Raw genomic sequence first — 21,437 nt, 5'->3', positions numbered from 1 at the left:
GCCGAATGGGACCCGGCCGTTCGTCAGTTGCCGAGGTGCTCGGCCGGGCCGGTTCGCAGGAGCCAGGCCAGCGGCATCTTCGCCGCCACCTCGTAGCTGTTGTCCGAGCCGAGGAGATGCATGGCCACTGTCTGCGCCGGATCACTGTCGACGATCCAATAGCGTGGGATGCCGGCCGCGGCGTATTCCTGAACCTTGATGGCCTTGTCCACCGGCGCCGATCCGGGCGAGACGATCTCGACGACGAGCAGGAGATCACTGAGGTCGGCCCAGACGCTGCTGGGTACGGCTCGTGCCCACAGCGTCAGATCGGGAATCCGTCCGCCGATGCCGCCCGCCCCAGGAATCCGCAGACCCACCGCCTGCAGGATCTGTTCGGGCGCCCACCCCGCCATCGCCAACCAGACGTGCAGGCGGCTGGCGATCGCCGCGTGCTCGGTGCCTGGTGGCGGCATGACGAACAAGGCTCCTTCGGGACTCAGCTCGTAACGGTGGCCGTGCTGATCGGCAGCATTCATCGCCGCCAGGTCGTCCAGCGTGACGACGGGCGGGAAGTTCCTGCCGATGACCTCGGCGCTCATGCCGCTCATCCTAAGCCGAGGAACGCCCCGGCCAGCTCGGCCGAGGCGTTCCTGTGGATAACTGCAAACCCTGTGGATAACGGGTCAGTCCTTGAGGAGCTGGCGGGCCATGACGACGCGCTGGACCTGGTTGGTGCCCTCGTAGATCTGGGTGATTTTGGCGTCGCGCATCATGCGCTCGACCGGGTAGTCGCGGGTGTAGCCGTAGCCGCCCAGCAGCTGGACCGCGTCGGTGGTGATTTCCATGGCGGCGTCGGAGGCGAAGCACTTGGCGGCCGCGCCGAAGTAGGTCAGGTCGGCGTCGCCGCGCTCGCTCTTGCCGGCGGCCACGTAGGTCAGCTGGCGGGCGGCCTCGAGCTTCATGCCCATGTCGGCCAGCATGAACTGCACGCCCTGGAAGTCGGCCACCGGCTTGCCGAACTGCTTGCGCTCCTTCACGTAGTTCTTCGCGAAGTCGAGCGCGCCCTGGGCGATGCCGAGGGCCTGGGCGGCGATGGTCACGCGGGTGTGGTCGAGGGTCTTCATCGCGGTCGCGAAGCCGGTGCCCTCCTCGCCGATCATGCGGTCGGCCGGGATGCGTACGTTGTCGAAGTAGACCTCGCGGGTGGGTGAGCCCTTGATGCCCAGCTTCTTTTCGGGCGCGCCGAAGCTGACACCCTCGTCCGACTTCTCCACGACGAAGGCCGAGATGCCCTTCGAGCGCTTCGACGGGTCGGTGACCGCGAAGACCGTGTAGTACTCGGACACGCCGGCGTTGGTGATCCACCGCTTCACGCCGTTGAGGACGTAGAAGTCGCCGTCGCGTACGGCCCGGGTGGTCATCGACGCCGCGTCCGAGCCGGCCTCGGGCTCGGAGAGGCAGTAGGAGAACATCGCCTCGCCCGAGGCCACCTTGGGCAGATAGCGCTGCTTGAGGTCTTCCGACGCGGCGATCAGGAGCGGCATCGTGCCCAGCTTGTTGACCGCGGGGATCAGCGACGACGACCCGCAGGCCCGCGCCACCTCCTCGATCACGATCGCCGTGGCCAGGGCGTCCGCGCCGGCCCCGCCGTATTCGGCCGGGATGTGCGGGGCGTGGAAGTCACTCGCGCGCAGGGCATCGTACGAGGCCTTGGGGAACTCGCCGGTCTCGTCGGCCTCGGCCGCGTTCGGCGCCACCCGCGCGTCACACACCTCGCGCACCGCGGCACGGATGGTCTCGTGGTCCTCCGGCAGCTGGTAGACGTCGAACTCGCTCATGGCCAAGGCCCCTTCGATCGAAGCTGTGTGCCGCTATGTTACTGGCGCGTAGCGTACGCCCACCAGAGGCGGCTTCGTTAGGCAAGACGTGATGCGCATGTCATTCCTGGGCACCGGCTATCTCGGCGCCACCTATGCGGCCTGTTTCGCCGAGCTCGGGTACGAGGTCCTCGGCTACGACGTCGACGAGGCGAAGATATCCAAGCTGGCCGCCGGGCAGGCCCCGTTCCACGAGCCCGGCCTCGACGATCTGCTGCGCCGCAACCTGGCCGCGGGCCGGCTGCGCTTCGTCACCTCGATGGCCGAGGTGGCCGAGTTCGCCGACGTGCACTTCATCTGCGTGGGGACCCCGCAGCGCCCGGACGGGATGGGCGCGGACTTGACCTATGTCGAAAGCGTTGTAACCACGCTGGCGCCGCTGCTGACGCGTCGCGCGCTGATCGTCGGCAAGTCGACCGTTCCGGTGGGCACCGCCGCCTGGGTGGAGCAGCTCGTGGCCAGGCACGCCGACCCCGGCCTGGGTGTCGAAGTCGCCTGGTCACCCGAGTTCCTGCAGGAAGGACACGCCGTCGAGGACGTGCTGCGCCCCAGCCGGATCGTCGCCGGGGTGCGCTCGGAGTGGGCCCGCGACCGGCTGCACGCCGCCCACAAGGGCGTGTTCGACCTGGCCGCGACCGAGGACCGGGACGTGCCCGCGGTCATCACCGACTTCGCGACCGCCGAGCTGGTCAAGGTGGCCGCGAACGCGTTCCTGGCCACCAAGATCAGCTTTATCAACGCGATGGCCGAGGTCTGCGAGGTGGCCGGGGCCGACGTGACGCTGCTGGCCCGGGCGATCGGCTACGACCCGCGGATCGGCCACCGCTTCCTGCAGGCCGGGCTGGGCTTCGGCGGCGGCTGCCTGCCCAAGGACATCCGCGCGTTCCAGGCCCGCGCGCAGGAGCTGGGCGCGGGCGAGGCCCTGCGCTTCCTGCACGAGGTCGATCTGATCAACACGCGGCGGCGGGCCCGGGCGCTCACGCTGGCCGCGGAGTTGCTCGGCCGGGAGGTCGGTCCGGCCGGCCCGGACCTTTCCGGCACCCGGGTCGCGGTGCTGGGCGCGACGTTCAAGCCCAATTCCGACGACGTACGGGATGCTCCCAGCCTGGCTGTCGCGGCCGCGCTGGCCAACGCCGGCGCCGAGGTCCGGGTGTACGACCCGCAGGGCATGCCGAACGCCTATGCCGCCCAGCCCGCTCTCGCGTACGCGGAAACTCTGTCTGTCGCCGTGACGGACGTCTCCCTCGTGATCGTGGCGGCCGAGTGGGCCGAGTTCCGCAACGCCGACCCCGCTCTGCTCGGGGAGCTGGTCGCCGAGCGCCGGGTCATCGACGGGCGGAACTGCCTGGACCCGGCCCAATGGGCCCACGCGGGCTGGACCTATCGGGGCATGGGACGGCCGCCCGCCTGAGGGCCGATGTCGCCGTCTGCGCGTTTTCTATAGATGTCGACCGCCGTGAGCCTGTTCTAATGAATGTCGTACCGGCATGCTTCAGTTGGACGGGTGCCCGGGCAGGTCGAGGAGGTTCCGTGGCGCAGGCTGGACAGCCCGACGGCTACGACGATGAGCTGGCCCGCATCGAAGCCTCGATCGCGGATCTCAAGATCCGTGACATGGCCGCGGCCAAGGAGCGCACGCAGATCGCCGCCAAGATCCAGGCGGCCCAGTTCCAGCGTGACATTCTGTCCCACGCCAACCAGCAGAAAAAGGCCGCCAAGACCGGCAAGTCCCGGCGCGTACGCCGCCGCGGGCCGGAGGAGTTCCCGCCGCCGCCCCCGCCGACCGGTGCCCCCGACGACGAACCCCCACCGCCCCCGCGTACGGCCCGCGCGTCCGGCCCGCGTCCCGACTGGGCGCCGCCCGGCTCGCCGCACACCGGTCCGCCCGGGGTCGCCACCGACGGCGTGACCATGCTGGTCGACGACCCGCCGCCGACCGAGCGGGTCGCCCCGCCGCCGCGCCGCTCGGCCGGGTTCACGGGCGCCGAGCACCACCCGCCCGAGGCGTCCTCGCAGTCTGTGCAAAATATTCTTCTCGCCCTGGGCGCGCTGCTCATCGGCGTGGCCGCGGTGGTCTTCGCCGGTGTGGCGGTCAGCAACCCGTTCGCCCGGGCCTTCATCCTCGCCCTGTGCACCGCGATCGCCCTCGCCGTCGCCCCCGGCATCGCCAAGCGCGGCCTGAGCTCGACCGGTGAGACGGTCGCCTGGGTCGGTTTCATCCTGCTGCCGCTGACCCTGTTCGCCCTGCACGGCAGCTCGATGACCGGCGGCGCGCGGGTGCCCGTCCCGCTCTATCTGGGCATCACGTTCGCCCTCACGGCCGTCGCCGCCTTCGCGTACGCGGGGTTCACCCGGCTCGCCGCGCCCCGATACGCCACCGTCGTGGCCGTCCAGCCGGTGCCGCTGTTGCTGGCCGACCCGATGATCCAGAGCCCGGCCGGGTGGGGCATGGCCCTGACCGTGGTCGCCGTGCTCGACCTGCTGCTGCTGACCACGGTGATCCGCAAGGGCCGGCTGCTGCCGCGCTGGCCGTGGGGCCGCCCGGGGCCGGCCGACCGGCGGGCTCAGGATCCGGCGCCGCTGACCGAGGACCCGCCGGAGCGCCCCGAGTCCGCGCGCGAGGAACCCGATCTGATCATCGCGGGCCTGGCCGGCTCGCGCCGCCGCAACTGGCTGCGCTCGCGGATCTTCCCGGGCCCGCGCCCGGGTGACGCGCCGCCCGCCGGTTCGGTGCCGCTGGCCCCGCCCGCCACCCCGCCGTCGGCCGACTGGCTGCGCGAGCTGACGTTCGCCCTGCTCTGCGTGGCCAGCGCGGGCGCCCTGCTCTATTCGTCGGTGGCGCTGCTGCAGGCCCAGGTGCTGCCGGACGCGCTGCGCTCCGGCCTGGTGCTGGTGCTGGCCGCGCTCACCGGCGCCGCGGCGGCCTATCTGCTCGACAACCAGGTCGCCCGCAACATCGCCGGCGGTGTGCTGGCGCTGGCCGTGATCGGCGCGACCGCCCGCATCGCCGACGTGGTCTCGCCGCACTGGACGCTGGCCGTCGCGGCGGCCGCCATCGCGGTCACCGGCGCCGTGGTCACGATGATCCCGGCCGAGGTGCGCCGCGGTCCGCAGATCGCCTCGGCGTTCGCGCTCGGGATCATCGGCCTGATCCTGGTGGTCGACTGCCTGCGGGCCGCGCTGGCGCCGCTGCAGGCCGCCCGCCCGGTCTGGCAGGCCGAGACGGCCGGTTATGCGCAGCGCATGTCCGAGGCCGCGGGCGATCTGGGCTGGCTGCTGGCCTTCAGCGCGCTGCTGGTCACCATCGCCGCCGCCCTGGCCCTGCCCCCGGCCGTGCGGCACGAGGGCGCGGTCGCCGGCATCGCCCTCACCGCCCTGGCCCTGCCCGCCTCGCTCGGCCTGAACTGGTCGGAGGCGCCGTGGCCGCTGGTCATCGCCTCCGTCGGCCTGGGCGCGGCCGGGCTGGCCGCGACCACCCGGCGGATCGCGATCGTGCACGTCGCCGCGGCCGGGGTGGTGGGCCTGTTCGGGGCCGGGGCCGCCCTGGGCGCGGCCTGGCTGACCGCGGCCGTGCTGACCGCGCTGGCCGGCGCGGGCGTGATGATCGCCGTGGCCGCTCGCCAGATCCCGATCCGGCTCTACGCCTGGCTGGTCGGCGACTGGGCGTCCGGCGCGGCCGCGCTGGCCCTGCCCGGCGCCGTGGTCAGCGCCGCCCTGGCCGTCGCCGACCGCGGTGACGGCCCGCCCCCGACCGAGGCGGTCACGGTTCCGGCCCTGGCCGTCGGCTTCCTGGCCGTGGCGGCCACGCTCAGCTACGCCGCCGTGTTCCAGGTGGCCCGGCGCGACATCAGCCTCCCGCTGACCGTGGGCACCGGCCTGGGCGCGATCTCCCTGGCCCTGGCCGCCCTGCTGGCACCGGGCGCGAGCGCGCCCGACGTCTGGGTCGGCGCTCTCCTGCTGGTCGCGGCAGGTCTGCTGTTCTTCTCCAAGTCGATCGACAACGGCCGCCGCAGCGACCGGCTGCTCGACGGGCCCGACATCGCCGCCGCGGCCGCCACCGTGGCGATCTGCGGCGCGCTGGCCCGGGTCTTCGCGCTCGCCTTCCCCCAGGCCCCGCTGGCCGTGGCCGGGGTGGTCGTGCTGATCGTGGCGCTCGGCGTGGCCCTGCTCCCCGAGGACTGGGCGCGCGGCCCCAACCGCGGGCTCGCCGTGGCCGGCGTGGTGGTCGGCGCGATCGCGGGCTATCTGGCGCTGGCCGGGGCCGTCCGCATGCTGTCCGTCCCGGCCGAGCTCTGGGACGCCGACCTGACCAATGTCCCTAGCCCCGGCCCGGGCGCCTGGCAGGCCCCGTTCGCCCTGGTCGCGATCGCGATCGCCGCCGCCCTGGCCGCGCCCCGCCCGTGGTCGCACCTGTTCTCCGCGATCGCCGGGGCGCTGGCCGCGATCGGCGCCCCGTTCGCCCTCGGCCTGCCCTGGTGGTCGCCGCTGCTGATCGGCGGGGCGGTCGGCGTGGCGTACGCGATGGCTGCCGTCGCCACCGTCGACCCGATCGCCGCCCTGTGCCGTGCCGGGGCCGCCGCCGTGGTGCTGCTGCACGCCGTCGTCGCGTCGCTCGCCCGGCCCTGGTCGACCGCCCTGGCGCTGCTGGTGGTCGTGCTGGTCGGCGCGCTCACCGCCGTCATGGCCCGCACCCGGGTCGCCGTCATCGAGGATCCACCGCCGGGCACACCGCTGCCCCCGCCGGGCCGGTTCTGGTCGCCGTCCACGATCTCCGAGGCCGACCTGGCCCGCGACGACACCGGCATGCCCCGCCACCGGGCCCAGATCGGCGGCGCCGCCACCGGGGCGATCATGCTGGCGCTGCCCGGCGTCCTGGCGTCGGTCGCCGCCGACCAGTCGCACAGCGCGCTGATCGTGCTCACCGCCGCGCTCGCCGGGTCCAGCCTCAGCCTGGCCATGCTCGCGCTGGCCGGCCGGTACATTCCGCAGTTCCTGCCGTGGGCCACGGTCGGCCTGGTGCTCGGGGCGACGATCACCGCCTTCGCCTCGATCCCGACCCCGCACCCCACGGCCCTCTACGCGGCGGCCGCGGCCCTGCTCGGAGTCATGGCCGAACTGCTGCGCGGCTCGATCCCCGCGCCCGGTCTCACGCTGGCCCGCGAGGGCGCGTTCTCGGCCGGCAGCTACCGCGCCAGCCGCTGGACGTCGGCCCGCCCGCTCGGGCTGACCGGCCGCTGGCTGGTCGACCCGGCCACCAGCGCGATCGTGCTGGCCCTGGTGCCGACCATCCTGGCCATCTTCTCGATCGCCCCCGCGCTGCGGGCGGCCCTGCTCGACCCGCTGGGCCAGGTCCAGCACATCTGGGACGGCCCGATCCCGGCGCTGTCCGCGCCCTCGTCGGGTTACGTCGACGGCACCAGCGTCCTGGCCATCGTGCTGCTCACCGGGGCGGCCGCGCTCGCCGCCATCGGCTTCGGCGGCCGAGCGTCCGAGGCCGTACCGGTGATCATGCCGGGCGTGGCCATCACCATCCTGATCACCCCGATCGCCCTGCACGCGGAGTACCCGACGGCCACCTCCGCGGCCCTCGTGGTCTTCACGATCGCGATGCTCGGCCTGGCGCTCACCCCGCCCCCGGCCGGCCGGCGTTCCTCGCTGCTGGGCACGGTCCGCACGATCGTCTTCGTGATCGGCCTGCTCGCCGGCAACGCGGGCCTGGCCGGCAGCCTCGCCCAGCAACGTCTCACGCTGCTCACGCTGGGCTGCGCGATCTTCGTGGGCCTGGCCGCCGCGCTGGCCGGTCGCAGCCGCTTCGCCCGTGTCCTGGGCTGGATCTTCGCCGCCGTGATGGGCCAGTTCTTCGTGCTCACCGCCGCGATCGCGGCCGGGGTGGAGCGCCCGTGGGCCGCGTTCGGCGTGCTGGCCGTCGGCGCCGCCCTGCTGATCCTCGAGGCCACCGTGCCCCGGCTCGGCCTCCCGCAGTACCGCACCGAGGCCACGACGATCGAGTGGAGCGGTTACGCGTCCGCGCTGATCGCCGGGGTCATGGCCTTCGACTCCCCGGCCCACCTGGCCGCCATGCTGGCCGCGTGGGGCGCCGTGCTCGGTCTGGCCGCCGCCCGCGTCGGACGGCCGCCCAACCAGCGCCGGGCCCTGTTCTGGACGGCGGTCGGCTTCGAAGTCGTCGGCTGGTGGCTGTTCATCGCGCTGGCCGACGTGGCGCTCCCCGAGGCCTACACGCTGCCCTTCGCCGCCCTGGCGCTGCTGGTCGGCGTGGTCGAGTCCCGCGACCGCCCCGAGCTGAGCAGCTGGGTGGCGTACGGCCCGGCCCTGCTGGCGGCGTTCGTCCCGACGATCGGCATCGTGCTGGCCGGCGACGGCGGCGAACTACGCGAGGTGCTGCTCCTGCTGGCCGCGGTGGCGACGCTGATCGTCGGTTCCCGCACCCGTCAGCAAGCCCCGGTCGTCGTGGGCGCCCTGGCCACCATCCTCGCCGCCATCCACTTCGCGATGACGCTGGTCGGCCCGTGGCTGGTGCTCGTGCCGCTGGGCGTCATCCTGCTGTGGGTCGGCGCCAGCAACGAGAACCGCCGCCGCACCCGCGAGTGGGCCCGGTGGTTCAGCGACCGGGCGTCCCGGCCGGGTGCGCCGACGGGCCGGGGACGGCCATAGGGCATGCGCACGCTTCACGTTGTCACCCATCCCGAGGCCACCCACCACGTCGACGACCTGGTCGGAGGCTGGTTCGACTCCGACCTCACGCCCCGCGGCCTCGACCAGGCAGCCAAGATCGCCGACGTGCTGGCGACCCGCGCGCCCGGGGCCGAGGTCTACTCGTCCGACCTGCTGCGCACGCGCCGCACCGCCGAGGTCGTCGCCGGCCGGCTCGGCACCGAGGTGATCCTCGACGATGGTCTGCGCGAGAAGTCGTACGGGGAAGCCGGGGGTCGCCCCCAGTCGTGGCTGGATGCCCGTTTCGTGCCGCCGCCGCGCAACGGTGAACGCATGCGTCACGACGAAGGCGTGCCCGGTGCCGAGACCAAACACGACCTGGCCGTACGCGTCTACGCCGCGATGGACCGCGTCGGAAAATCGGAGGCGGCCCACCAGGTGATCGTGACCCACGGCATGGCGGCGACGTTCGTGCTGGCCGCCTGGATCGAGATGCCACTGGAAGCCGCGGGCCGGGTGGCGTTCCGCTTCTCGGCGGGCGGCATCACGACCCTGCACGAGGACGACTACTTCCACAACCACGCCGTCGTCAGCCTCAACGACACCGGTCACCTTTAGATAAGGCTCTTCTCCATGACCCGGGTCGGTCGGCCCTTGCCGAGGTCGGGACGCAGGTCGATCTGGTGGTAGCCGAGCGCCCGCCAGAAGATGTGGGCCGGCTCGTTGTTCTCCAGCACCCCCAGCCGGAGCGAGGCGGCGCCGCCGGACCGGTACCGCTCCTCGATCGCGAGCACGATGGCCCGGCCATGCCCGCGGCGGCCGAGGCGGCCGTCCACGATCAGCAGGCCGATCCACGGATGACCGTCGATGGGATGCTCATCCAGCAGCTGGGCGAAGCCCACCACGTGGCCGTCGTCGTCCCGGGCCACAACCGTGTCCTCGCGCAGCATCACCTCGACCTCGGCCCGCGAAAGGGTGCCCAGCTCGAGGTCGCCGCTGGTGCGCCAGTAGTCCGGCTGCGAGCAGCAGATCTCGTACAGGCTCTGCAGCTCTGCTCCGGCCAGGGTGGCCTCGCTCAGACTGATCACCCTGGCACTGTAGGTCAGCGCTTCCTCAGCGCGAACACACCCCAGCCCAGATATCGCTGCCGATATCGGACACAGTTCAGGGCTCAGGCCGCCGGACGAACGATTTACCTGATCGCCTGATCAGCGCCCTCGTAGTGCTCCCACCACTTCTCCCGCCGATGCTTGGTGATCGTGCCGGCCAGCCGGGTCAGCAACAGCACGTCGCCATTGAGGACGAACGCGGCGTCCTCCGGGCCTGTCTCGAGAACTCGGCGGACCACGCTGAGCATGTTCGTCACCTGCCAGCCGACGTCCTTGGCCCACTTGTCCATGCGAAAGCTGACCGACGTGTACGGCCTCGGCTCCCATTCCCAGGAGCCGTCGTCCGAGTCCACCTCGATGTAGCGACTGGCACCCGAACGAATCGTGACAACGAACCCGTACTCGTCGTCGAGCGCAGCAGTCAAGAGTGGCGCCGTTCCGACCGGCCGCTCATCCAGGACGGGAATTGATGACCACCCGCTGCACCTGAAGCACGTCGATTTTCTCGTCTCGCACGTAGCTCCAGATTCCGTAGGGCGTCTTATCGGCCTTGGTCGGCGAGTAACAGTCGAACACCTTGCCTTCGAGCAGATAATCCGGGTTCTTGTTCGGATCCCCCCGATCGCCGGTCGCCCGTCGCGCCTCGGCGACCTCCTCGTCCGAAGGGTTCTGCTTGATACGCCACCCCTCGGCGGCGAGAACCGCGGCGCCCGAGTTCTCCATCTCGATCCCCCGCCGGGTCGACTCATCGGGCTTTCCTTTGACCACGGTCCGGGCCCCCGCCGGGACACTCCCTGGCGTGCCGCTCCGGCGGGTGACCGTATCGCCGGCCCGACCGCTCTGCCCTTGGGCGGCCACTCTGATCTGGGCTTCTCGAATAGATTCGGGATCGCCGCCACCCCACGGTGGTCTGGACGGGCCGTCGCCGCCGGGACCGTCGGGTGGGTCGTCGCTTCCGCCGCGGGGTCGCTTCGCCATGGCGCCTCTATCGGGCGCGCCGGCCGGGCATGGCTCTCACGCCGCCTCCCTCACGCTGGTCCGCTTGCCCCATTGAATTCGACAAAGGCAAATGTGACTCAGTCGTCCGGGGTGTGGGCGCCGTGGCTCAGTTGTGTCGGCGCGGACGAACGGGATACGAGCTTTCAGGGCAGGGTTTTGACCAGCTGGGCGGTGGGGTTCACATAGGACTTTCCGACTGTGACGACCGTCGGCACTGTTTCGTTGCCTTCGGCGACTGCCCGTACGGAAGCGGCGGCCTCGGGGTCGCTCCAGATGTCGACCCAGTGGTAGCGGCCGGCCTCACGCGCCAGGGACGTGCGCAGGCGCAGGCAGTACGGGCAACCGGGCCGCCAATAGATGATCGGCCGGCCGTCGGCGGCCTGGGCCGCGCGCGCGGCGGCGTCGGTGACCGAGTGCGGGAACGCGGGCGGGGAGAGCAGGACGGCCAGAACGACGAAGGCGGCCAGAAACAGCAGGCCGGCCAGCACGGAACCGCCGGACAGCAGCAGAGCGGCACCGACCACCCCGCCCACGAGCAGGAAGATTGACGGACGCCATCGCCTCATGCGGCGAGGCTACCCGAGCAGGCGTTCCCGCAGCGCGGCGTCCTTCTCGGCGACCAGCGTCTCGAGGCCGGCCTGGAAGTTGGCCATCTTGGTGCGCAGCACCGGGTCGGACGCGCCGAGGATGCGTACGGCGAGCAGGCCCGCGTTGCGTGCGCCGCCGATCGACACGGTGGCCACCGGCACGCCGGCCGGCATCTGGACGATCGAGAGCAGCGAGTCCATGCCGTCGAGGTGTTTGAGCGGCACCGGCACGCCGATCACCGGCAGCGGGGTCAGCGCGGCCACCATGCCAGGCAGGTGGGCCGCCCCGCCGGCGCCCGCGATGATCACCTGGAGGCCGCGGTCGGCCGCGCCTTCGGCGTAGGAGACCATTTTTCGCACCGTACGGTGGGCGGAGACCACGCCGACCTCGAAGGGCACCTCGAATTCGGCCAGCGCGACGGCGGCGGCCTCCATCGTGGGCCAGTCGGAGTCGCTGCCCATGATGATCCCGACGAGCGGCGCCATTTACCGGCCTTCCTGAAGCCATTGGGCGGCCCGGGCCGCGCGGGCCCGCACCGAGGTCATGTCGTCACCGAGCACGGTCACGTGCCCGATCTTGCGGCCGGGCCGCACGAGCTTGCCGTACAGGTGCACGCGGGCGCCCGGGTCCTCGGCGAACAGGTGGTGCAGGCGTTCGTCGATCGACATGCCGCCCGGCTCGCCGCCCAGCACGTTGGCCATCACGACCGCGGGCGCGGTGAGCGCGGTCTCGCCCATCGGGTAGTCGAGGACGGCGCGCAGGTGCTGCTCGAACTGCGACGTCCGGGCGCCCTCGATCGTCCAGTGGCCGGAGTTGTGCGGCCGCATCGCCAGCTCGTTGACGACGATGCCGCTGTCGGTCTCGAACAGCTCGACGGCGAGCAGACCGACCACTCCGAGCGCGTTGGCCAGGTCGATCGCGAGCTGCTGGGCCTCGATCGCCCGGCTTTCGGACAGGCCCGGCGCGGGCGCGAGCACCTCGACGCAGATGCCGTCCTTCTGCACGGTCTCCACCACCGGATAGGCCGCCACCTGCCCGAACGGCGAGCGGGCGACCAGGGCGGCCAGCTCGCGGCGCAGCGGCACCTTCTCCTCGACGATCAGCGGCGTGCCGGTTGCCACCAAATCGGACGCCTCGTCGGGCGCGCCGAGCATCCACACACCGCGACCGTCGTAACCGCCCCGGGTCGCCTTGGCCACCACCGGCCAGCGCCCGCCCGCGAAGTCCGTGATGTCCGATAAAGACGAGACGTGCGCCCATCGCGGCACCGGCGCGCCCAAAGAAGCCAGCCGCGTCCGCATCATGCCCTTGTCCTGCGCGAAGACGAGCGCCGCGGAGCCGGGGAAGATCTTGACGCCCTCGGCCTCGAGCGCCTCGATGTGCGAGGTCGGCACATGCTCATGATCGAAGGTGACGGCCTCGCAGCCCTTGGCGAACTCGCGCAGGGCGGCCAGGTCGGTGTGGGAGCCGATGCGCACATCGGCGGCGACCAGGGCGGCGCTGTCGTCGGGCGAGACGCTCAGCACGCGCAGTGACTGGCCGAGGGAGATAGCGGCCTGGTGGGTCATCCGGGCCAGCTGGCCTCCGCCCACCATGCCGACTACGGGCAGACCGGTTCGGGTATCCATCGCCCGACCAGCCTAACCAAGCCCCAGCTCAGGTCAGGCGGGTGGTCAGCTCCTCCGCAGTGGTCACCGGGCGGTCACAGACAAACCCCCGGCACACGTACGCCGTGGGAACGCCACCCTGCAGCGGCCGGTCGGCCAGAAGTGGCACGCCGGGCCGGTCGGGCTCGCCCGCGACGATCACCGTTCCGGGGGGCGCGTGCCGGTGGGCCGCGGCCAGCAGCGGGCCCTCCTGCCCGGCCGGGGCCGCGATGGCGATCTCGTACGGGCCGGTCAGCGCCGCCTCGGCCACGGTCGCCGCGTACCCCGCGTACCGGGGGTGAGTGCCGATCACCGGGCCGACGGTGGCCAGGGCCGCGTCGGCCGCCTCGCGATAGCTGGGCTCGCCGCTCAGGGCCGCGTACGCGACCAGCGCCGCGCAGACCGAGGACAGCCCGGACGGCGTGGCGTTGTCGGTCGGGTCGGCGGGCCGGGTGACCAGGCGCTCGGCGTCGTCGGCGGTGTCGTAGAACCCGCCGTCGCCGGTCGGGAAGTGTTCCAGCGCCGCGTCGAGCAGCCCGCGGGCCCGGTCGAGCCAGACGGCGTCGGCGGTGAGCTGGTGGACGGCCAGGAACGCCTCGGCCACGCAGCCGTAGTCCTCCAGCACACCGGCCGGCTCCCCCACCACGCCGTCGCGCGAGACCCGGCGCAGGCGGCCGCCGACGATGTGCCGGGTCGCCAGCACCTCGGCGATCTGCACCGCCGCGTCCCCGGACGAGCCGGTCAGGATGGCGTATTCGGCCAGCGCGGTCACGGCCAGGCCGTTCCACGAGGCCACGACCTTGTCGTCCCGGGCCGGCTGCGGGCGGGCGGCCCGGGCGTCGAGCAGGCGGGTGCGTACGCCGGACCAGCGGGCGACCAGCTCGGGGTCGGCGGCGTCGATGTCGCGGGCCAGCACGAGCACGCTGCTGCCGTGCTCGAACGTGCCTTCGTCGGTGACCCGGAAAAGGTCGGCCGCCCAGGTGCCGTCGTCCTCGCCGAGCACCTCGACCAGCTGGGCCGGCGTCCAGGCGTACGTGAGACCTTCGACCCCGGCCGCGTCGGCGTCGAGGGCCGAGGCCAGCCCGCCGGCCGGAGTGCCCAGGTCGCGCAGCATGAACTCGGCCGTCTCGTCGGCGATCCGGCGGGTGAACGGGTCCCCGGTGAGGCGCCAGAGCTGGGTGTACGCCCGCAGCAGCACCGCGTTGTCGTAGAGCATCTTCTCGAAGTGCGGCACCGTCCAGGTGGCGTCGACCGAGTAGCGCGCGAACCCGCCGGCCAGCTGGTCGTAGATCCCGCCGCGGCCCATCCGCTCGGCCGCGAAGCGTACGGCCTCGAGCGCCTCTTCCGAGCCGGTGCGCTGGTGGTGCCGGAGCAGGAACAGCATCGCCATGTGCGGCGGGAACTTGGGCGCCCCGCCGAAGCCCCCGTTCGTCGTGTCCTGCTCCTTGAGCAGCCCGGCGGCCGCCGCGGCCAGCAGCTCGGGCGACACCGGCGCCTTGGGCCCGCCGACCAGCTGCGACCCGCCGATCGCCTTGACCACGTTGGCGCCCTGCTCGATCACCTGCTGGCGCTGGTCGTGCCAGGCCGTCGTGACCGAGGCGAGCAGGTTGGCGAAGTTCGGCTTCGGGAAGTAGGTGCCGCAGAAGAACGGCTCGCCCTCGGGGGTGGCGAAGACGGTCATGGGCCAGCCGCCCTGCCCGGTCATCGCCTGGGTCGCGGTCATGTAGACGGCGTCGACGTCGGGGCGTTCCTCCCGGTCGACCTTGATCGACACGAAGCCCTCGTTCATCAGCTTGGCGATCCGCTCGTCCTCGAAGGACTCGTGCGCCATGACGTGACACCAGTGGCAGGCCGCGTAGCCGACCGAGATGAGCACCGGCACGTCGCGGCGTCTGGCTTCGGCGAAGGCTTCGTCGGACCACTGCCACCAGTCGACCGGGTTGTCGGCGTGCTGGAGCAGGTAGGGCGAGGTCGCGCCGGCGAGACGGTTGGCCATGCCTCCAGCCTCTCACTGACGGCCGCGTGCGGCTCGCGGCAGGCCGATGTTGACCAGCAGATCTATTGACTTCGATGCCATGCTGAGCGGATGCAGCTTCTGACGATGACACTGATCCTGGCGGTCGGCGCGGCCGGTTCGCCGCCGGTCCGGGTGGCCGAGGGCTTCTCCGGGGTGATCAGCACGAACGGGCGGTTCGTGGCGTTCACGGCGGACAGCGACGCGTACGTGAAAGACCTGCGCACCGGCCGGGTCACGCTGGTCAGTGTCACGCCGGCGGGCGCCGCGGGCAGCGGGGTGAGCTACGACCCCGATCTGAGCGCCGACGGGCGGTACGTCTCGTTCAGCTCGGAGGCGGCCGACCTGGTGCCCGGCGACACGAACGGGATCACCGACGTGTTCGTGCGCGATCTGCACGCCGGCCGGACCGTCCGCGTCAGCGTGACCGGCTCGGGCGGGCAGGCCGAGGGCGAGCCGGGTGAGCAGAGCTTCGACGCGGAGATCTCCGACGACGGGCGCCGGGTGGTGTTCGCCTCCTCCGCGGGCGGCCTGTCACCCGTGCACGGCGACGTGTTCGTGCACGATCTGCGGGCCGGCACCACGGCCCGGGTCTCGGTGGCGGCCACGCCGGGCGGAACCGGAGGCGGTCGCGGACCGGCGATCAGCACCGACGGCCGGTACGTGGGATTCCTGTCGGACGCGGCCGACCTGGTGCCGCCGGACACCAACGGCGAGGGTGACGTCTTCGTCCGTGATCTGCGCGCGGGCACGACGAGCCGGGTCAACGTGTCGTCGAGCGGCGCTCAGGCACGAGGTGGCATCTGCTGTCTCGACGAGGTAACGATCAGCGCGACCGGGCGGTACGTCGCCTTCACCTCGTACGCCGGCAACCTGGTGCCCGCCGACACGTCGGGGCTGGACGTCTTCGTCCGTGACCGGGTCGCGGGCACGACGAGCCGGGCCGGCCTGACCGCCGGCGGCGGCGAGCTGAACGATGACGCCCAGCAACCTTCGATCAGCGCCGACGGCCGGTATGTCGCGTTCGCCAGCCGGGCTACGAACGCGGTGCCCGGCGACACCAACGACGCCTCGGACGTGTTCGTTCGCGATCGCCGAGCCGGCACGACGACCCGGGTCAGCGTCGCGTCGGCGGGCGCGCAGGGCAACGGCGACAGCGCGTACCCGTCGCTGCGCCCGGACGGCCGCGCGGTGGTGTTCGGCTCGTACGCGTCGAACCTCGTGGCCGGCGACACGAACAACGCCTCGGACGTGTTCCTGAGCCGCCGCTGATCAGACGGCGTCGTCGGCGCGCAGGGGGCGGATGTTGGCCGGGGCCGCCTCGGCCAGCTGGGTCAGGGCCTGCACGATCCGGTCGGCCGGCATCGGCTTGCAGAAGTGGTAGCCCTGCGCCGACGGGCAGTTGAGCGCGATGAGGGCCGCCCGCTGCTCGGTGGTTTCCACACCCTCGGCCACCACCCGTACGCCCAGGCGGGCGCCCAGCTCGACCGCGCCCCGGACCACCGCCTCGGCCGCCGTGGACTCGATCATGTCGTCGACGAAGGACCGGTCGATCTTGATTTCGTCGACCGGGGCGCGGGTGACTATCGACAGCGACGAGTATCCGGTTCCGAAGTCGTCCAGCGACAGCTGGATGCCGTTGTCGCGCAGCTCGGCCAGCACCTCGTCGACGATCCGCTCCTCGCTGACCGCCACCGACTCGGTGATCTCGAGGACCAGGCGGGAGGCGGGCGCGCGGTGCCGGCGCAGGGCCTCGGCGACCAGGGCCGGGAAGCCGGGGTCGAGCAGGCTGCGGGCCGAGACGTTGACCGAGACCGGCAGGTCGACGCCGACCGCGTGCCAGCTTCCGGCGGCCTGCAGAGCCAGGTCGAGCACCCGGGCGGTGAACGCCGTGTGCAGCTCGGCCGAATGCTCGACGGCCGGGATGAACTCGGTCGGCGACAGCTGGCCGCGGCGCGGGTGCTTCCAGCGGACGAGCGCTTCGACGCCGGTCGGCGCGGCCGTGACCAGGTCGACCGCGGGCTGCAGGTTGAGCAGGATCTGGTCGTCGGCGGCCAGCGCGTCCTGCAGTTCGGCCAGCAGGGCCAGCCCGTCGGTGGTGACCGCGTCCTGCCCGGCGTCGAAGACCGAGACCGACACCTGCTGACGCTTGGCCTGACGCAGTGCCAGGGACGCGCGGCGCACCATCTCGCCCAGGTCGACGCGCCCGGCGGGCCCGGCCGTGACACCCACCGCCACCTCGACGGCCAGGCGTACGCCGGACACCTCCATCGGCCGGATCAGGTGCTCGACGAGGTCGCGGGCGCGGCGCAGGGCGGTCGGGATCGGGGAGGGCTGCGCGGCCGCCGTGCCGGTGTCGGCCAGCGTCGTGACGGTCGGGATGAACAGGGCGAACTCGTCGTCGCCGGTGCGGGCGACCAGCTCGTCGGCCCGGGCCAGCTCGGTGAGTCGCTCGGCCACCGTACGCAGCACCTCGTCGCCGTGCCGGTGACCGAGGGTGCCGTTGACCTCGCGGAAGTCGTTGATGTCGAGCAGCAGCAGCGCGACCGGGCGGCGCCGGTCGAACGAGCGCAGCAGCCGGTCGCCCTCACTCAGCAGCGTGCTTCGATTGAGCAAACCGGTCAGCCTGTCCTGGGAGAGATCTCGGGCGATCCGTTCCTCGAGCTCGGCCACCCGGCCCCGGGTCGCCGCGTCGTGCAGCGCACCGGCCAGGGCGTCACCGAAGGCGGAGATGGCGGCCTCGTCGCGCGGCACCGGGAGCGTCGGGTCGGAGAGCCAGACGGTGAGCTCGCCGACCGCGTCACCGGCGACGGCCATCGACCGGGTGATCGCCGGACCGGGCAGACCGGCGACCGCGTTGTCCTGTCCCGGGCCGTCCTCGGCGTAGCGGCGTTCGCCGTCGCGCCCGCGCACCTCGATCTCGACCCGGCGGGCCCCGAACACGTCGAGCGCGGCGCCCAGCCCGGCCCGGACGACCTCGGCCTCGGTGCCGGCCGGCAGGGTCGCGGTGGCCGCCGAGAACGCCTCCCACATGCGGCGTTCCTCTTCGGCCCGCAGGTGGAACCGGTAGGTGCGCTGCAGGAGCCAGAGCGCGGGAGCGAATGCGAGCAGCCAGAGCGGACCGCCGACCAGCGCGTGCACGGCCCCCAGACCGACCACCACGTTGCCGACGAACATCGGGACCTTCGCGTACGAGGCCCGGACGACGATCTGCCGGGCGGGCGCGTCACGGTGCAGCGTGAGGGTCAGCGTGGCCAGCCCGAACGTGATGACCAGATAGGTCAGTGCGCCCGCGACCAGCCCGATCGACGTGCGGGTGCTCAGCACCGGCGCGTCCCCGGCGACCAGGCGGGCCACCAGCGCGGCGCCGGCCGAGCCGAGGCTCAGCGAGGCGGCCAGGTGCGTCATCTCGGCCAGGTTGCGATGCGAGTCCCACCAGGACAGCAGCGCCCAGGCGGCGAGCGCGCCGACGAGCGTGGCGGCGGGCAGCCAGCCGGGCGGCGCCACCACGAACCCGATGATGAAGGCGGCCTCGCCCCAGCTGACGGAGACGAACCCGCGGCCGAGGCGGAAGCGCAACCGGGCCAGTTGCCCGGCCGCGACGAGCGCCACGGCGAGCGCGACACCGGCGACGGGCGTGAGTGGACGGTCGGCCGGAAGCCCGGCGGGCAGCAGCACCCCGAGAACGGCGATCAGGAGGGCCGAACCGGCGACCACGGCGGTCAGCGCGCGGACCCCTCGGGACCGGCCGGCCAGGCCCGCCGTGTCGCTCCAGGAACGACGGACGCGCCCATTGGTTACGGGCGGGGCGCTCATGCGAAACACCGCTTGAACAGCGGCACTGGCGGATGCACGTGCATCTGCAGTGGAGAAAAACGCGGGCGGGGAATGGTCATTTTCGGCGCCCCCTTCCGCGCAGGGATCGGGGGCGGCGAAGCCCCCGGCGGAAGGCTAAATCAATACCGATGAACGCACTAGGGCTTGACGCACGACGCGTATCACCCTTACGTCAGACCAATACGGTGTGTGCTGTCGCCCGGAACGACGACACCGCCTGCGACGAGGTCAAACGCGACGGTTGTCGCCGTCTGCGGAGTCGCCGTCACGGTGAGTAGTAACGCCCGTGACCTCGTCCTCCGCACCGGCGGCGGGTGTCACCGATCGATCCGCGTCAACGTCGTGAGTGGCCTCGGCGCCGCCGGAACGCTCGAGATCCGCATTCAGCCGAGCAATCTCGGCCTCACGCTGCGTCTGCTTCGCGTCAGGAAAACTGTCGGGAAGCCGACGCAAGCGCTTGTTCATGTTGCGGATCAGCAGAACAGTCGCTATGGACATGAGCACGATGACGAACAGCCCCATCGGGCCGGCCAGGCCGCCCGACCGGGTGTCGCCGAAATTGTTGACCGCGAAAAGGTCCATGACCTCAGAGTACTGACCTGCGGTCGGCTCCGGGACGGGCGGGCGGAGGCCGGCGAAGGTCAGTGCGCTTCGACCGACTCGCGGATGCCGGCGAAGAGGTCGGACTCGGGCACCGGGCTGTCGACCAGCGAGCGGGCCAGCTCGAAGTCCTCGGTCGGCCACACCTTCTGCTGGAGCTCGAGCGGGATCTTGAACCAGAAGCCGTCGGGGTCGACCTGGGTGGCGTGGGCGCGCAGGGCGTCGTCGCGGGTCTCGAAGAACTCGCCGCACTCGACGCGCGTGGTGATCTTGTCGCCGCGGTCGTCGCGGTCGGACCACTTCTCGAGCCACTCCGCGTACGGCGACTCCAGCCCGGCGGCCAGCATGCCCTCGTGGAGCGCGAGCATGCGCGCCCGGGTCCAGCCGGAGTTGTAGTAGAGCTTCCGCGGCTGCCACGGCTCGCCCAGCTCGGGATAGCGCTCGGGGTCGCCGGCCGCGTCGAAGGCCGCCACCGAGATCTTGTGGCACATGATGTGGTCGGGGTGGGGATAGCCACCGTTCTCGTCATAGGTGGTCATGACGTGCGGGCGGAACTCGCGGATCAGCTTGATCAGCGGGATCGCCGCGGTCTCCGGGTCCTGCAGACCGAAACAGCCCTCGGGCAGCGGCGGCAGCGGGTCGCCCTCGGGCAGGCCCGAGTCGACGAAGCCGAGCCACGACTGCTCGACGCCGAGGATCTCGCGCGCCCGGTCCATCTCGGCGCGCCGGATGGCGGAGATGTTCTCCAGCACATCGGGGCGGTCCATCTTGGGGTTGAGGATGCTGCCGCGCTCGCCCCCGGTGCAGGTCGCGACCATCACCCGGACGCCCTCGGCAACGTAGCGCGCCATGGTCGCGGCGCCCTTGCTGGACTCGTCGTCAGGGTGCGCGTGCACTGCCATGAGACGCAACTGCTCGGCCACTGAAGTCTCCTCGGACCTGACCCGCGACGAACGGGCCGGTGTCGACTGCGAAGATGGACCCTGCCATTCTTGCGGATCCCCCCGACAAGAAACGCACGAGAGGGTGCCCAGGTGAGCGAGACGCGCACCACAGAACCGGTCTTTCCGCCGGGGCGATACGGCAAGCGCCGCTCCGGCCGGCGCCGGTCCGTGCTGCCGATTGTGGTGCTCGTGGTGGTCGTGGCCGCCTCGCTCGTGCTCTCCGTCCGGCTTTTCCAGCAGTACGGGCAGACCGACTACGACCCGCAGATCGTCGGCTGGGACGAACCGTCGGCGACCGTGATGACCATCCAGTTCAAGGTGCGGGTGCCGGCCGGTGGGGGCGCCGAGTGCATTCTGCGGGCCCGCGACTACAACGGGTTCGAAGTCGGACAGCGTACGGTGGTGGTCCGGGCCGACGGTGACGCGACGGTCATCGACGCCAAGGAGACGGTGCCCACCACGGCCCGAGCCAGCGTCGGCGATGTTCTGAAGTGCCGCGAGGCCGCGTAAATCGCGTGCCCGCCCGCATCTGAATAGTGCAACATCGTACAAAACTGGCGGCATGCATACCGCTGGTAAGCTAAGTAATTCGCTCCGTTCAGCATCCCCGCCAGTGGTGCTGGGCGCTTTTCCTTTTTGTCTCGTGCCCCCGTTCCAGCAAGGAGATCGACCGTGACCAGTTCCGAGGCGCCCAAGACCTGGCTATCTCAGGACGCTTACGACCGGCTGCAGGCCGAGCTCGATGAGCTGATCGCCGGTCGCCCCGCCATCGCGGCCGAGATCAACGCGCGTCGCGAGGAGGGTGACCTCCGCGAGAACGGTGGCTACCACGCCGCCCGTGAGGAGCAGAGCCGCCAGGAAGGCCGGATCCTCTACCTAAAGGAGTTCCTGCGCAACGCCGAGGTCGGCGAGGCCCAGACGGCCAACGAGGTCACTCCCGGGTCGGTCGTGACGATCTACTTCGACGACGACCAGAGCGACACCGAGACGTTCCTGCTCGGCTCGCGCGAGATCGCCTCCACCACCGACCTCACTGTCTACAGCCCCGAGTCGGCTCTCGGCACCGCCATCCTCGGCGCGGGCGAGGGTCAGACCGTCACCTACACGGCGCCCAGCGGCTCCGACATCAAGGTGACCGTGGTGAAGTTCGGCCCGTTCGAGGGCTGACC

At 71.8% G+C, this 21,437-nt stretch carries 18 protein-coding genes; 6 read left to right on the top strand and 12 right to left on the bottom strand.

Features of this window, described 5'->3' with window-relative positions; all coding sequences use genetic code 11:
- Nucleotides 1-23 precede the first annotated feature (23 nt).
- Both ACZ3I4_RS03930 and ACZ3I4_RS03925 read right to left on the bottom strand, forming a co-directional pair.
- A complete protein-coding gene (locus ACZ3I4_RS03930; protein ID WP_465380309.1) occupies nt 24-581 on the bottom strand; it encodes a Uma2 family endonuclease in 558 nt (185 codons plus the stop codon).
- Nucleotides 582-665: 84 nt separating this feature from the next.
- Nucleotides 666-1,820 carry an acyl-CoA dehydrogenase family protein gene (locus tag ACZ3I4_RS03925; RefSeq protein ID WP_465380308.1) on the bottom strand — a complete coding sequence of 385 codons (1,155 nt, stop codon included), beginning with the start codon at nt 1,818-1,820 and terminating at the stop codon, nt 666-668.
- A 91-nt stretch (nt 1,821-1,911) separates the two neighbouring features.
- Here ACZ3I4_RS03925 and ACZ3I4_RS03920 point away from each other — a divergent pair, with 91 nt between their 5' ends.
- The 3 genes from ACZ3I4_RS03920 (at nt 1,912) to ACZ3I4_RS03910 (ending at nt 9,149) form a co-directional block, all read left to right on the top strand.
- A complete protein-coding gene (locus tag ACZ3I4_RS03920; protein ID WP_465380307.1) occupies nt 1,912-3,270 on the top strand; it encodes a UDP-glucose dehydrogenase family protein in 1,359 nt (452 codons plus the stop codon).
- A 119-nt stretch (nt 3,271-3,389) separates the two neighbouring features.
- Complete coding sequence (locus ACZ3I4_RS03915) at nt 3,390-8,531, top strand: SCO7613 C-terminal domain-containing membrane protein (RefSeq protein ID WP_465380306.1); 5,142 nt, start codon at nt 3,390-3,392, stop codon at nt 8,529-8,531.
- A 3-nt stretch (nt 8,532-8,534) separates the two neighbouring features.
- Nucleotides 8,535-9,149 carry a histidine phosphatase family protein gene (locus ACZ3I4_RS03910; RefSeq protein ID WP_465380305.1) on the top strand — a complete coding sequence of 205 codons (615 nt, stop codon included), beginning with the start codon at nt 8,535-8,537 and terminating at the stop codon, nt 9,147-9,149.
- On the opposite strand, the gene ACZ3I4_RS03905 is transcribed toward ACZ3I4_RS03910, so the two are convergent.
- From ACZ3I4_RS03905 to ACZ3I4_RS03875, 7 genes are all read right to left on the bottom strand, one after another.
- Nucleotides 9,146-9,619, bottom strand: a complete 474-nt coding sequence (locus ACZ3I4_RS03905; RefSeq protein ID WP_465380304.1) for a GNAT family N-acetyltransferase — start codon at nt 9,617-9,619, stop codon at nt 9,146-9,148. The two genes, ACZ3I4_RS03910 and ACZ3I4_RS03905, sit on opposite strands and share 4 nt — an antisense overlap.
- Nucleotides 9,620-9,723: 104 nt before the next feature.
- The gene (locus ACZ3I4_RS03900; RefSeq protein ID WP_465380303.1) at nt 9,724-10,065 is read right to left on the bottom strand and encodes a SitI3 family protein; all 342 of its coding nucleotides are present in this window, start codon (nt 10,063-10,065) and stop codon (nt 9,724-9,726) included.
- A gap of 25 nt (nt 10,066-10,090) precedes the next feature.
- Nucleotides 10,091-10,618: a CdiA C-terminal domain-containing protein gene (locus tag ACZ3I4_RS03895; protein WP_465380302.1), complete on the bottom strand. Its 528-nt coding sequence runs from the start codon at nt 10,616-10,618 to the stop codon at nt 10,091-10,093.
- 164 nt (nt 10,619-10,782) lie between these two features.
- Nucleotides 10,783-11,205 (bottom strand): glutaredoxin domain-containing protein, encoded by a 423-nt coding sequence (locus tag ACZ3I4_RS03890; protein WP_465380301.1) that lies wholly within the window; start codon nt 11,203-11,205, stop codon nt 10,783-10,785.
- 9 nt (nt 11,206-11,214) lie between these two features.
- Entirely contained in the window at nt 11,215-11,712 is a 498-nt protein-coding gene (gene purE / locus ACZ3I4_RS03885) for a 5-(carboxyamino)imidazole ribonucleotide mutase (RefSeq protein WP_465380300.1), read from the bottom strand.
- Complete coding sequence (locus ACZ3I4_RS03880) at nt 11,713-12,855, bottom strand: 5-(carboxyamino)imidazole ribonucleotide synthase (protein WP_465380299.1); 1,143 nt, start codon at nt 12,853-12,855, stop codon at nt 11,713-11,715.
- A gap of 28 nt (nt 12,856-12,883) precedes the next feature.
- Nucleotides 12,884-14,869: a thioredoxin domain-containing protein gene (locus ACZ3I4_RS03875; protein ID WP_465380298.1), complete on the bottom strand. Its 1,986-nt coding sequence runs from the start codon at nt 14,867-14,869 to the stop codon at nt 12,884-12,886.
- Nucleotides 14,870-14,974: 105 nt separating this feature from the next.
- Between ACZ3I4_RS03875 and ACZ3I4_RS03870 the strand changes: the two genes are divergently transcribed.
- Nucleotides 14,975-16,159: a TolB family protein gene (locus ACZ3I4_RS03870; RefSeq protein ID WP_465380297.1), complete on the top strand. Its 1,185-nt coding sequence runs from the start codon at nt 14,975-14,977 to the stop codon at nt 16,157-16,159.
- Here the strand turns inward: ACZ3I4_RS03870 and ACZ3I4_RS03865 are convergent, their stop codons facing one another.
- From ACZ3I4_RS03865 to mca, 3 genes are all read right to left on the bottom strand, one after another.
- Nucleotides 16,160-18,703: an EAL domain-containing protein gene (locus tag ACZ3I4_RS03865; RefSeq protein WP_465380296.1), complete on the bottom strand. Its 2,544-nt coding sequence runs from the start codon at nt 18,701-18,703 to the stop codon at nt 16,160-16,162. It lies immediately after the preceding gene.
- Nucleotides 18,704-18,952: 249 nt separating this feature from the next.
- Complete coding sequence (locus ACZ3I4_RS03860) at nt 18,953-19,306, bottom strand: hypothetical protein (protein WP_465380295.1); 354 nt, start codon at nt 19,304-19,306, stop codon at nt 18,953-18,955.
- A 59-nt stretch (nt 19,307-19,365) separates the two neighbouring features.
- Complete coding sequence (mca, locus tag ACZ3I4_RS03855) at nt 19,366-20,247, bottom strand: mycothiol conjugate amidase Mca (protein ID WP_465380294.1); 882 nt, start codon at nt 20,245-20,247, stop codon at nt 19,366-19,368.
- A gap of 111 nt (nt 20,248-20,358) precedes the next feature.
- On the opposite strand from mca, the gene ACZ3I4_RS03850 reads away from it, so the two are divergent.
- Nucleotides 20,359-20,778 (top strand): DUF4307 domain-containing protein, encoded by a 420-nt coding sequence (locus ACZ3I4_RS03850; protein WP_465380293.1) that lies wholly within the window; start codon nt 20,359-20,361, stop codon nt 20,776-20,778.
- A gap of 162 nt (nt 20,779-20,940) precedes the next feature.
- Nucleotides 20,941-21,435, top strand: a complete 495-nt coding sequence (gene greA / locus ACZ3I4_RS03845) for a transcription elongation factor GreA (RefSeq protein ID WP_465380292.1) — start codon at nt 20,941-20,943, stop codon at nt 21,433-21,435.
- Nucleotides 21,436-21,437 lie beyond the last annotated feature (2 nt).

The sequence above is a fragment of the Actinoplanes sp. NPDC021490 genome (assembly GCF_055562135.1).
The sequence above is the reverse complement of the archived record's forward strand: the minus strand, read 5'-3'. Positions and strand labels throughout refer to the sequence as shown.